This window comes from Acetobacter pasteurianus (assembly GCF_009914215.2).
Lineage (GTDB): Bacteria > Pseudomonadota > Alphaproteobacteria > Acetobacterales > Acetobacteraceae > Acetobacter > Acetobacter pasteurianus.
The window spans coordinates 892119-904562 of the sequence record NZ_CP039846.2; the positions used below are offsets into that span (position 1 = coordinate 892119).

The 12444-nt window shown below is 52.0% G+C and carries 10 protein-coding genes; 6 read left to right on the forward strand and 4 right to left on the reverse strand.

Features of this window, described 5'->3' with window-relative positions; translation table 11 throughout:
• The first annotated feature begins 232 nt into the window (after positions 1–232).
• The 3 genes from FCN51_RS17620 to FCN51_RS17630 all read left to right on the forward strand — a co-directional run bounded on the left by FCN51_RS17620 (position 233) and on the right by FCN51_RS17630 (position 4048).
• Positions 233–493 (forward strand): hypothetical protein, encoded by a 261-nt coding sequence (locus FCN51_RS17620; RefSeq protein ID WP_003623753.1) that lies wholly within the window; start codon positions 233–235, stop codon positions 491–493.
• A gap of 94 nt (positions 494–587) precedes the next feature.
• On the forward strand, positions 588–1892 hold the full coding sequence (locus tag FCN51_RS17625; protein ID WP_124294963.1) for an HlyD family secretion protein: 1305 nt from the start codon (positions 588–590) through the stop codon (positions 1890–1892).
• Entirely contained in the window at positions 1892–4048 is a 2157-nt protein-coding gene (locus tag FCN51_RS17630) for a peptidase domain-containing ABC transporter (RefSeq protein WP_160256490.1), read from the forward strand. Before FCN51_RS17625 ends, FCN51_RS17630 begins: the two co-directional genes overlap by 1 nt.
• Positions 4049–4057: 9 nt before the next feature.
• Here the strand turns inward: FCN51_RS17630 and acuI are convergent, their stop codons facing one another.
• Complete coding sequence (gene acuI / locus FCN51_RS17635) at positions 4058–5038, reverse strand: acrylyl-CoA reductase (NADPH) (protein ID WP_160256491.1); 981 nt, start codon at positions 5036–5038, stop codon at positions 4058–4060.
• Positions 5039–5262: 224 nt separating this feature from the next.
• On the opposite strand from acuI, the gene FCN51_RS17640 reads away from it, so the two are divergent.
• Entirely contained in the window at positions 5263–6585 is a 1323-nt protein-coding gene (locus FCN51_RS17640; protein ID WP_003629751.1) for a hemolysin family protein, read from the forward strand.
• Positions 6582–7877, forward strand: a complete 1296-nt coding sequence (locus tag FCN51_RS17645; protein ID WP_160256492.1) for a histidine-type phosphatase — start codon at positions 6582–6584, stop codon at positions 7875–7877. Before FCN51_RS17640 ends, FCN51_RS17645 begins: the two co-directional genes overlap by 4 nt.
• Positions 7878–7929: 52 nt before the next feature.
• Here FCN51_RS17645 and FCN51_RS17650 read toward each other — a convergent pair whose 3' ends face one another.
• Complete coding sequence (locus FCN51_RS17650) at positions 7930–8796, reverse strand: glycosyl transferase (RefSeq protein ID WP_124294959.1); 867 nt, start codon at positions 8794–8796, stop codon at positions 7930–7932.
• 219 nt (positions 8797–9015) lie between these two features.
• Between FCN51_RS17650 and FCN51_RS17655 the strand changes: the two genes are divergently transcribed.
• Positions 9016–9459, forward strand: coding sequence for a glycine zipper family protein (locus FCN51_RS17655; RefSeq protein ID WP_003623762.1), 444 nt, complete (start codon positions 9016–9018; stop codon positions 9457–9459).
• Between the two features lie 103 nt (positions 9460–9562).
• Here the strand turns inward: FCN51_RS17655 and FCN51_RS17660 are convergent, their stop codons facing one another.
• Both FCN51_RS17660 and pstS read right to left on the reverse strand, forming a co-directional pair.
• Positions 9563–11230, reverse strand: a complete 1668-nt coding sequence (locus tag FCN51_RS17660) for an OprO/OprP family phosphate-selective porin (RefSeq protein WP_124305556.1) — start codon at positions 11228–11230, stop codon at positions 9563–9565.
• 164 nt (positions 11231–11394) lie between these two features.
• The gene (gene pstS / locus FCN51_RS17665) at positions 11395–12429 is read right to left on the reverse strand and encodes a phosphate ABC transporter substrate-binding protein PstS (RefSeq protein WP_003623764.1); all 1035 of its coding nucleotides are present in this window, start codon (positions 12427–12429) and stop codon (positions 11395–11397) included.
• Positions 12430–12444: the final 15 nt, after the last annotated feature.

Genomic DNA, 12444 nt, shown 5'->3' on the forward strand with positions numbered 1-12444 from the left:
TTTGAAGCATGCCTATGAATGCAAAAATTACATACCTGATTTGATTATTTATTTTTGATAAGCATTAATGAACAAAATAAATACATAACATATAATATACATTTGTTTATTTAGTTAATTTGTTAGGTATTCTTTTATTTGTTACTTTACTATACTATTGTCAGAAAATATATTTTGCCAGAATATAGGTCTGCCGCAATGGCACAACTTTCTTAGTCGAAGGTGAAAACCTATGAAAACTCTGAACGATTCCGAAATCGCTATGGTTGCTGGCGGCACGCTGGGCGATGCTCTGGGCACCACACTGACAGACACACTGGCTGGTCTGGATGTTGGTCTGGCCACCATCCTTGGCGGCGTGAACAGCACGGTTAATGCCCTGGTTCCTGCTGTAACAAGCGGCGTAACCACGATTGGTGACGGCCTGCTGACGGGTCTGGACGCCACGACCAATGGCGTGACCTCCCTGCTGGGTGACGTTCTGAAAGTTTAATTTCAGAAATTTCCAGGCGGTTTGCAAAAAGCCGCCTGGTTATTTTGCAAAAATACTAAAGTGGTAAAACCTTGCACTCTTCAAAAAAGCCTGCATGAGTTCGGACCTTTTTAGGCGTGAGGTTCTGGAAGCACGGCGCCAATCATGGCTTGGGCAGGTTCAGGCCTCTCAACCGCTTTCTATCCGGATTGCGGCATGGTTCACGCTCGCCCTTGTGGTACTGGCCATTCTCTACACTATCTGGGGTGTTTATACCCGGCGTGTGCACGCTACTGGCTTAATGGTTCCCCCTTCGGGTCTTATTACCGTTAACGCCAATACAACTGGCACCATTGCCCTGCAAAACGCCATGGAAGGCCAACATGTTAAAAAAGGTGATGTACTGTTCACCATAGATCTGGAAGCCACATCCTCATCAGGCCCCACGCAGGAGCATATTCTCTCCCAGTTACGCCACCAGCGCGATCTGTTGCAGCAGCAAAAAGATATTCGCGCCCAAGACGCGCCCGTGGAAAAACAATCCATGGTGACCCAGATCCGTTACCTCAACCAGCAACACCAACATATCGGGCACCAGCTTGATAACGATGCCCATGTGCTGCCCGTGGTGGAAGCTGCCGTACGCCGCATGCAAACGGCACAGTCCGCGCATCTGGTGACAGAAACACAGTTCCAGAGCCAGCTTTACACCTATGCCCAACTACTCAGTAGTCATGCACAGTTTTTGCAAAGCTATACAGATACAGAAGGAAAGATTGCGGACCTTACCACAAAGCTCATCCGTTACGATGGCCAACTGGCGCATGATCTGAATGATCTGGACAAGCAGATAGCCCAGATTGACCAACAGATTGCAGAAAGTGAAGGCCACCGCAGCAGTATTATCCTTGCTCCAGATGATGGCACCCTCACCGCCATTCGCGTTAACCCCGGCCAGCAGGTTTCCTCTGGCACACCTTTGCTCACGTTATTGCCCACAGGCCATGCTTTGGAAGCTGAATTGTATGTCAGCTCTGCTTCTATAGGGTTTTTGCATGAGGGCGAACCCGTGCTGCTGCGCTATGCTGCCTTTCCCTACCAACGTTTTGGTTTGTATCGCGGTCATGTCAGCGAGATCACTCGTGCGCCCGTCACCGCAACAGATGGCACAGGCCAGAAAGCGGCTCCTTCAGACAAAGACAAAACGCAATCCCAAAATCCGGGGCAAGATATTTACCGCATTCGTGTGCGCCCCGATCAGCAGTTTGTTGAAGCCTATGGCCAACACAAGCCCCTTGAAGCTGGCATGGAAGTGGAAGCCGATATCGCTATTGATACCCGCAGATTGTACCAATGGATTTTCGACCCTGTTATTAGCATGCGCGATGATTTTTACGCCGTGAGCGGAGGATTGAGGTAATGGGCGTAACCCTCAAATCCCTTGAATTCGGGTGGCGTTCGCGCACGCCTGTTATTTTACAGGTAGAAGCCGCAGAATGTGGTTTGGCATGTCTGGCCATGATTATGGGCCATTATGGCAATCAGATTGATCTGGCCACATTGCGCAGGCGTTATTCCATATCCGTTAAAGGCGTTACTCTGCGCGATCTTATCGCCACGGCTGATACGGTGGGCCTCTCCACCCGTGCCGTGCGGCTAGAACTGGAAGATTTGCCCAACCTGCGCATGCCCTGCATTTTGCACTGGAGCATGAACCACTTTGTGGTGCTTACGCAGGTTAAGGGCAACAAAGTTACCATTCATGATCCAGCAGTAGGCCGCCGCACACTCAGCATGGGCGAAGTCTCGCGCGAGTTCACGGGTATTGCCCTGGAAGCCTCCCCAAACGATAGCTTCCGCCGCGAGGATGACCGAGAAACCTTGCGCCTGCGCGATCTGTTTCGCCATGTAGCAGGGCTACGCCCGGCCCTTATGGTGCTGGGTGCGCTTTCTCTTGGGCTGGAAGTGATTGCGCTGATCATGCCCATGGTCTCGCAGGTCGTGATTGATGAAGTGGTGGTAACGGCCGATCATGAACTGCTTATTACCATTGCCTGTGGCATGGCCCTGCTTTTGCTCTTGCAGATGCTTATTGGCTGTGTGCGTCAATGGGCCGTGCTACTGCTGAGCACACGGGTTGGCCTGCAATGGAACACCAGCCTGTTCGACCATCTCTCTCGCTTGCCGCTGGATTACTTTTCCAAACGCCATGTAGGCGATGTACTCTCACGCTTTAACTCACTGGGTACCATCCAAAAAACCATCACCACCGATATGGTCCAAACGGTTATGGATGGGCTGATGGCCGTGGGCATGGCCATCATGCTGTTCATTTATGGTGGCTGGCTGGGCATGGTGGCTATGGTGGCCACGGGGCTGGATGTGCTGTTACGGCTGATTACCTACCGCATCTACCGTGAGGCATCTGAAGAACAAATTGTTATTGATGCCCGCCAGCAAAGCCATTTTATAGAAACCCTGCGCGGCATGGCCAGCGTAAAGCTTTTGGGCCTGCGCGAGCGCCGCCGTACCACATGGCTGAATTTGCTGGTGGACAGCATTAACATCCGCCTACGCCTGCAACGGTATGATCTGATCTATGGCCGCATGGGCGATCTGATTTTTGGCGCTGACCGCCTGATTATGATGGTTCTGGGCGCGGGTGCTGTCATGAGCGGCCATATGACAGTGGGTATGCTGGTGGCTTTCCTGTCCTACAAAGATCAGTTCGCCACACGCATTGGCAATCTGATTAGCAGCGGCTTTCAGATACGTATGCTGAATGTGCAGACAGACCGTTTGTCCGACATTGTGATGACAGACCCGGAAGCCACAAGTACCACGGCTGCAGTGCCCCCACCCCGCTCGGGTGAGAAACGGGCCAGTGGCACGCTTAGTTGCTTTGGCCTGTCTGCACGCTATGGCTCGCAGGATCCGTGGATCTTCCGCAACATCTCACTGGAAGTGCCTGCAGGCAGCAGTGTAGCCATTGTCGGCCCTTCGGGCTGTGGCAAAACCACATTCCTTAAAGCCCTGATGGGGCTGATGGAAACGCAGGAAGGCAGCATCCGGCTGGATGGTGCGGATTTGGAAAGCCTGACGCTTGAAGGCTATCGCAACCGCATTGCCGGCGTATTGCAAGATGATGGCCTGTTCTCTGGCTCTATTGCAGACAATATCAGCGGCTTTTCCGAACAGGTGGATGAAGCATGGCTGGTGGAATGCGCCACCCGCGCCGCCATTATTGATGATATCAAACGCATGCCAATGGGGTTTGAAACCTTGGTAGGTGATATGGGCAGTGGGCTTTCTGGCGGGCAGAAGCAGCGCGTCATTCTGGCACGCGCGCTCTACCGCAAACCTGAAATCCTGTTTCTGGATGAAGCCACCAGCCATCTGGATGAACTGACCGAACACAAGGTGGCCGAGGCCCTACGCGATATGAACGTCACCCGCATTATGGTTGCACATCGCCCGGCAACCATCGCACATGCGGATACCATCTATATCTTCCAGCCCGGTGGGGTTCTGACGCAATATCAACCACCCAATAAGCAAAACAGAGCTGCGTCTTAACCTGTTAGTTTAGGGAATACGCACAACCAGCCGCCCCCGCACATGCCCTGCCAGCAGCATATCTGCAGCCTGCGGGGCTTCCGCCAGATCAATCTCACGCACCATGTCATCAAGCTGCCGCGGGTTTATCAGTTCAGCAAGGCGCGCCCATGCCTCCTGCCGCTCTCGCCGCGGGCATTGCACGCTATCAATGCCCACCAATGTCACACCACGCAAAATAAACGGGGCAACCGTTGCGGGAAAATCCATCCCTCCGGCTAATCCACACGCTGTAACCACCCCTTGCGGGCGCATACTTGCACATACAGAGGCCAGAACCTGCCCCCCCACAACATCAACCGCACCAGCCCAACGCGCTTTTTCTAACGGGCGAGATGGCGTGGTAAAGTGCGCACGCGGTAATACTTCTGCAGCCCCCAAACTGTGCAGGTAAGGTTGTTCCTCCAACCGCCCGGTTACAGCCACAACCTGATACCCCAACCGCGACAGCAGCATGATAGCCACGCTGCCCACCCCACCGCTGGCACCCGTTACAAGTACTGGCCCACTGGCTGGTTCCACCCCTTCACGCTGAAGAGCCTGCACACATAGCATGGCCGTAAAGCCAGCCGTGCCAAGCGCCATAACCTGCCGCCCATTCAACCCCAAAGGTTGTGGCAAAGCCCATAAACCCGGCACACGCGCCAGTTGGGCAAACCCGCCCCAGCGGCTTTCCCCCAAGCCATGCCCAGTCACAATAACATCCTGCCCAACAGGAACTGCCGGATGTGTAGAGGCTTCCACTTTGCCTGCCAGATCAATACCCGGCACCATGGGCCAGTTACGTATGATCGGGCCTTTACCTGTAAGGGCAAGCGCATCCTTGTAGTTGAGGGATGACCACTGCACCCGGATTGTTACATCCCCTTCTGGCAGGTCTGCTTCTGCCAGTTCGCGCAGCGTAACCTGCTGGCCAGTTTGTGTTTTTTCTACATACAGGGCTTTGAACATGTTTTTTCACCGCTGGTTAAGCTTTTGCCACCCATCAACCGGCCAAAATCTGGGGCACGGTACGCAGTACACCAACGCATGCAAAGCCCATCTGTGCCTGCATGACAGTATTTTGAAGTTTCCTCTCATTCCTGTTGGGAACAAAAATTAAACTAGGTATCTGTTCGGCCTGCGGGTATAGATGAAGCCACCATTACAGGTTTCACTTTATTTCGGACGTTCTCTTGTTCCTGTTTATTATGGGTCTGCTGACCCTTGTCCTGCTGATTGCTGTCAGCATTCTGATTTCACTTTCCGAGATATCCTTCGCAGCCGCGCGGGAGGTCAGGCTTCGCAGTCGTGCAGAAGCAGGAGACAAGCGCGCCCAAGCCTTTTTGGCCCTGCGCCGTAACAGCGGGCAGGTGATGACCGCCATCCAGATCTGCCTGAACGGTGTGGGCATTCTGGGCGGTATTGCCAGTTCCGAAATGTTCACCCCGCCTGTCACCGAATTTTTAAGCCGCTGGGGTATGTCAGACTGGTGGGCACAAAATCTGGCCTCTACCTTCAGCTTTATTTTTGTAACCGGCGCCTTTGTTCTGTTTGCTGACCTGCTGCCCAAGCGCGTAGCCATGAACAACCCGGACAAGGTGGCCATGGCCGTAGGGTGGTTCCCCCGCGTGGCCCTGCGGGTGCTGTATCCGTTTGTATGGATTTTCTCCAAAATTTCCGATGCCATTTTGCATGCCCTGAAAATTCCGGCAGCTTCTGCGGTGGAACCCATAACGCCGGAAGACCTGCATGCCATTCTGGCCGCTGGCACGGCATCCGGGGTACTGCTGCAACAGGAACACCAGATGATTGAGAACGTGCTGGCCCTACAGGCACGTTCCGTAACCTCCGCCATGACCCCGCGTGATGAAATCATCTTTCTAGATATTCAGGACTCGCCCGAACATAACCACGAAAAGGTACGCACCAACCCTTATTCCCGCTATCCGCTGTGCAATGGTGGGCTGGATAGAGTTATCGGCTCCATCCGTGCGGAAGACGTTCTGGCATCTGTGGTGGATCCTTCCATTGCACCCTCTGGCCGCCCCCATAGCAACCCCATTGCCCGGATGCGACGTGAAGTTCTCTCTGTTCCCGAAACGCTGAACCTTTGGGATACACTGGCCCAGTTTGATACGCACGGCACCGGCTTTGCCCTGATTGTTAATGAATACGGGCTGGTTGTGGGGCTGATTACCTTTAAAGACATTATGGGCGTGCTGATGGATGGGTTAGCCAGCCCGTTTGAAGAACAGGCCATAGTCAAGCGTGATGAAAACTCATGGCTGGTGGATGGTGCCGCCCCGATTGGTGATGTCATCCGCGAACTGCATGTATTGGATTTGCCCGATAGCGAGCAGTTTGACACAATTGGTGGCTTTATTATGCACCGTCTGCGCCGCATGGCCCGCAAGGCAGACCGGGTAGATGCCGCTGGTTTCCGCTTTGAAGTGGTGGATGTGGAAGGTTTCCGTATCAACCAGTTGCTTGTGACACGTATGACCGAGACCTCATGAATTTTCCCTGCCTCCGTTCCTCCGCTTTCCTTTTTGCCAGCCTTCTGGGTACCACATTTTCTCTTTTTCCACCTGCAATCATTATTCCAGAGGCATCTGCTGCACAGGCAGATACCTCTGATGCCACATTGGAACGGGTTGTGCTGGTTTCCCGCCACGGAATACGCAGCCCAACCAAACCTTTAGACAAGCTGGAAAAAAAGACCCGTCATACATGGACACCATGGCCTGTTCCCCCCGGTGAGATGACAGCACATGGCCAGTTTGATCTGGGCCTGATGGGGCAGTTTTTAAAAAGCTATTACCACATTGCCAGCAGGGATAGCTCCGCCCGTTGCCTGCCAGAACAGCCAGCTTTTATCTGGGCAGATTCCGCCAGCAGCCGCACACAACACAGCGGTGATATTCTAGCTGCGGCCTTGAGCGATGGGTGCCAGACGCAGGCCCGTTCCATGCCTGCCAAAACGCATGATCCACTGTTTAATGCCCTGGCGGCCCAAAAGACCGCACTAGATACAAATGACGTTGAAAAAGTTTTAGACCCTGAGCCAACATCAGATACACAACTGCCACCACCTGTGCAGTCTGGCATTGCAACCTTGCAGGCCCTGTTTGCCCCCAATGCCTGCGCCACTGGTACATCACCGTGTTTTTCCAAACACGCGCCGTTCTCATGGAAAAAAGGTACACCACATGCCGAAAATGGCATGGCGTTAGGTTCTACTGTTTCGGAAGCTCTGTTGCTGGAATATGCGCAGGGGCTTCCTTCTTCTATTCCGACAGCAAATGCGGATGCCGTGCAGACACTTAATAGCGTTCTGCCTGTGCATAATTACCAAAGTGCACGTATGCGCCGTACTCCAGCCATTGCCATCCCTCGGGGTGGCAAGCTGGCCCAAGCTATTTTAACACTCTTGAATGAACAGCCCTTTCCCTTACCGGATGGTAGCGTGCTGCCTGCGCAAGCCCGTGTAGTGATGTTTGCCGGGCATGATACGACGCTGGATATGCTGACAACTCTGTTTGGGTTGGACTGGACCTTTACAGACCAGCCAGACCCCACCGCCCCAGATACAACTCTGGCTTTTGAAACATGGAAGCACCCTGATGGACGCAAAGAAATCCGCTTTGCTGTTTTCCATCAGTCTCTCGCCCAACTGCGAGAAGGCCTGAAGCTGGACAATGTTGCCGGGCAAGGTGCACCCATGCCGTTAACCAGCACACTATGTAACCAGCCTAAAAATGAAATCTGTTGGCTGAAAAACCTGAGCCAAAACGTGCCGCAACATTAACCTTACACTCTGCCTGTGCATTGCTACCGCAGTGCACAGGCAAACACATTAGTTACTGCATGGGTTTAAGAAACCGAAATACAGAGCGCGTAATTTTGTTACCCTTGTAACGCACCTGCGTTTTTTTTGGCAAAACGCCAAAATGTTCTTTTACCCGGTAAGTATCCAGGCTGAACCCTGCTGCCAGCGCTTCCTTGTAAAGCTCATCAAACTTCTGTTGCAGATCTGGGCGCGGATGGTTGTAAATTGTGCCATCAAACCAGTGTTTGCGATCTTCCCCCTTCAAACGTTGCAAGGAATATTTGTGGGAGAACTGCGTGCCCATATCCGAATAATGCAGGAACTTTAACGCTTCCAGCGGCATGCCATCACCATCCAGATTGCTAAAGGCAGGATCTAGCGGCTGGATATATTCGGGATGCTTTTCAAAAAACGTTTTCAGCTTTTTGTGGGCCGAAGCGTCTTTCTTAATTTCTGCCAACGGGGGCAAAAGCTTCATGGCGGCTTCGCAGTCCCACATCAGGGTACCCAACCGTAAATCTCGCCCATGGCCAGATGCGAGCATCACCTTGCCTTGTGGAATAGGCTGGTTCCATAGTTCTGCAATATCTGAAAGAGCAAAAATATCAGCGTCCATATACAGCGCACGACCCTTGCCACCACAATAGGCAGGAATCCCCCATCTAAAGCCAGAAAAAGGCGTTGGCCATTCCGTTGTATTCCAGCCTTCCTCCGGTTTCAGGCCGGAATACCAGAAACTGGAAGGATCACGCGTAAGCTGCATGAAAGTAATATTCACCGGCAAACTGCTATATTTTGTAATACTATAGTGTAACACCATTAACTGTTCGAGGTCACAATCATTTGGATCACAGCCAATAAACAGTTTAACTACGGTATTCATTCGTAGGTCTTTCATATTGATTTTTTGTTATTAGAATAAACGTTTGCATAACAGAAAGAGCCAACGCTTCAAACAGAAGTAAGGCTAGTTTATTTTTTAATTACTACAGGACCGTTTATCTTGTAAAAAAGCTTTTCTTGGTCATATTTTCATTCTTTCTTTTCCTTAAAAATGGCATGATTATCTACCATATATACGTATGTATCATGGCTTATATACAGAGGACAAATATACATGAAACTTTATAAAGCAGCGTTTGCCTTTCTGCCGGCACTTTTGCTGGCTGCTTGCGCTGAAACGCCCATGGGCCCGACTGCACAGGTATTGCCCGGCCCCGGTAAGGATTACGGCACATTCCTGCAGGAACAGAATTTTTGCCGTTCTCAGGCTGCTGCTGCTGTTCATGGTCAGGCCGGTAGCCAGAATCGCAAGGCCCTGTATGGCGGGCTGGCAACAACTGCGCTTGGCGCTGGCTTGGGTGCTGCTGTTGGTGGTGGCACAGGTGCTGGCATTGGTGCCGCGGCTGGTGCGTTGGGCGGTGGCCTGGGTGGCAGTGCGTATTCCAACAGCCAGCAGGGTGGCATTCAGACCCAGTACAACAATGCGTATGTAGCCTGCATGGTTGCTTACAAAAACGTGCTGCCTGCCCCCAATGCTGGTTATATGCCCCAGCAGTAAAAGCTACGCTCTATCAGCCCACATATATTACGTGGGTTGATATCAGCAAAAAGGGATCGTTCCTTGCGGAACGATCCCTTTTTTTAGTGGGAAAATGTTGGGTTTAGAATGCAGCCTGCACACGGGCAGCAACGGAATTCCCATCGCGGCCAAGAATGTTATAGGCTTGGCTGTTACGTGTTACGATAAAGTGGTTGAAGTCCAGCATCACACGGAAGTGGCGGTTGGGATACCAGTTCACCCCACCGGACCATACTGTCTGGCGGCCACCACGCACACTGTTTGCCGTATCATCAAAATCAGCCACACTGTAACGGCCAGAAAGTTCCAGCGCCCCCCAGTAACCGTGTGCGGGATCAAATTCGTGTTCCACACCCGGTGCAGAGAAAGCACCTTCTTTTTCGTTATACATACGCGGCTTGCCGAACAGCGTATAGTTGGCCGCGCCATAGTAACCCTCGAACGACAGGGACGGCAGAGACTGCCCACCCTGCTGCTGGTTGCGGGTTACGCCGATGTGGTAATATTCACCCTTCAGCACCAGCTTTTTCCAGCGGAAGCCGAGTTCTGGACCGGCAGACCACACGGAACCAATGTTGCGCAAGGCACCCGTGTTCAACAACGCTGTTGTTGTCAGATTAACTTCTGGTGCTTCCTTAAAGGTATATGTGCGGCCATTTGTGCCATCGTTCACTTTGAACGCGCTGATGGCAGAAAGACCCAGATGCACGTCTATGTCTTTAGAAACATAGGGACGCCCGGCAACACGGAAGGTGCCACCTGTCTGGCTATCGCCAATGTTGGTATCCTTGGCGCGGTTACCAAATGTCTGGCCTGTGAAATACCCTGCAATCCACCAGCGTTTTTCATAATGCAAGCCACCAACACTAAAGCGGGCATCGCCTGCGGCAATGTTACGCACGATATCCGTGATGGCAGGACGTTCCATCATTTCGAAATCGTTGGAGCTTTCGGAATCTTCTTCCGTCACGCGAGGCTGGAAGTAGCCTACTGTTAGAATGGTGTTGTGCAAACCGGTGTAGTTCAGGTTGGCTTCATACAGACCATCAGACCCATCCGCGCTGCCAGACCCGAAATCAGGCGTTACGTTTGCCACCCAGTCTTTATACCGGAAGGTGAATGGAATACGCAGGCGGCGTGCGTTTTCTGTAAAGCTGGAGAAATCACCCTTGGTCTCGCCCCGACGCGGAGACATACCCATAAAGCCCCCGAAGTCTTCATGGAATGCCAGACCAATGGACAGACCATAAGCTCCATCTTCAGATGCAACCGTAAAGCGCCCTTTGGGGAAACCGATGGTCATACCACCAACGTGCACGTTTTCGTCCTGCTGCGTCGCTGCCTTGAAATCTTTCCATGATGTCGTCATGCCACGATCAGAAGGGGGCGTGCCAACACCGTTGTTCAGCAGAATGTTTTTATGCGGAACCTGTTCACCAAACTTTACGTTGGGATCTACATCGTTATCAGCATATTTTTCGGGGAACTTATACCCGTTCTGTGCCGTTGTACGTGCAGTCCGGCGTGAAACAGGGCCTTTCTGCCGTGCTTCGTTTTGAGCGATCTGAGATTTAAGATGTGTGATCTGCCCCATCATTTCACGCCGCATTTCAGCCATTTCGGCTTTCAGGGCGCGGATCTGGGCATCATCTGAACTGGAAGCCTCGGCCACTGGGGCGATTCCAGACATCAAAATAGAAGCAAATGCAAAAGATGGAAGAAGCGGTGAACAACGACGCATCATGGCCATTCCAAAACAGAAGAGGAGCGATGCGTGGTGAATAACTTTATTCCAACTTTTTGTGCGTGACGCTTAGATGATGGTTTCATGACAGTTTCATGAAAAAAGCGGCCCACAAAGAGGCCGCTTTCCATGATAAAATATATTATTGAAATAAGGGTATTAAAAACTGCTTATTTACCAGCCTGCCATGCAGATTGAATGCTATCCTTAACCGCCTTGGGCAGTGGCACGTAATCCAGCTTTGCTGCAATGGAATCGCCCTTGGCAAAATCCCAGATAAAGAAGCGCTTTACAGCTTCATCACGCGCAGGGTTACGTGCAGGCAGCGGCACCAGCACATAAGTGGCAGAAACAATTGGCCATGCCTGTGCGCCAGAAGTATTCAGCAAATTGACAGAAAAATGCGAAGCATTTTTCCAATCTGCAGCTTCTGCTGCCTGAGAGAAACTGGCCTGAGAGGCTGCAACGGCCTGACCAGAACTGTTCTTGAGGCGAATGGTGGTCAGATGGTTACGGCTGGCATAGGCGTATTCCACATACCCTACGCCGCCTTCAGTGTTCTGCACGGTGGCAGATACGCCATCGTTCCCGCGTGCGCCCAAACCACCTGGCCAGCTGATGGATGTGCCTGCGCCGTACTGATCATGCCAATTTTTGGAAGACTGATCGAGGTAGGATGTAAACACAAACGTTGTGCCAGACCCATCTGCACGATGAATAGGAGCAACAGCCGTATCTGGCAGGGAAACACCCGGGTTGAGTGCTGCAATTTTTGGATCATTCCAGCTGGTGATATCGCCGGAATAAATAGAAGCCAGCACATCACCGCTCAGCACCAGCACATCTGCCTTAATGCCCGGAATGTTCACAACCGGCACAATTCCACCCATAACGGTGGGGAACTGAAAAAGATGTGCACTTTCCAGCTTTTTGGCATCCATAGGTGCATCAGATGCCCCAAAATCCACCGTGCCAGCCAAAATCTGATTTTGCCCAGCGCTGGACCCTACAGTCTGATAATTTACATTAACACCTGTATCTGCTTTGGCGGCAGAGGCCCAAGCCTCATAAATCGGGGCAGCAAAACTGGATCCCGCACCAGTTACACTTTGTGCATGAGAAAAAGAGGGCACAGCAGCCAGCAAGCAGGCAACCGCAGCAGCACAGGTTTCAGACCGAAAAGAAAAACGCATTTTGGGGAGCATCCCTAAGCATCAACA

Coding starts and splice junctions, on each gene's coding strand:
- pstS (WP_003623764.1), bottom strand. CDS start 12,429: ATGCTCCCCAAAATGCGTTTTTCTTTTCGGTCTGAAACCTGTGCTGCT.
- FCN51_RS17650 (WP_124294959.1), bottom strand. CDS start 8,796: ATGAAAGACCTACGAATGAATACCGTAGTTAAACTGTTTATTGGCTGT.
- FCN51_RS17660 (WP_124305556.1), bottom strand. CDS start 11,230: ATGGCCATGATGCGTCGTTGTTCACCGCTTCTTCCATCTTTTGCATTT.
- acuI (WP_160256491.1), bottom strand. CDS start 5,038: ATGTTCAAAGCCCTGTATGTAGAAAAAACACAAACTGGCCAGCAGGTT.
- FCN51_RS17655 (WP_003623762.1), top strand. CDS start 9,016: ATGAAACTTTATAAAGCAGCGTTTGCCTTTCTGCCGGCACTTTTGCTG.
- FCN51_RS17630 (WP_160256490.1), top strand. CDS start 1,892: ATGGGCGTAACCCTCAAATCCCTTGAATTCGGGTGGCGTTCGCGCACG.
- FCN51_RS17625 (WP_124294963.1), top strand. CDS start 588: ATGAGTTCGGACCTTTTTAGGCGTGAGGTTCTGGAAGCACGGCGCCAA.
- FCN51_RS17645 (WP_160256492.1), top strand. CDS start 6,582: ATGAATTTTCCCTGCCTCCGTTCCTCCGCTTTCCTTTTTGCCAGCCTT.
- FCN51_RS17620 (WP_003623753.1), top strand. CDS start 233: ATGAAAACTCTGAACGATTCCGAAATCGCTATGGTTGCTGGCGGCACG.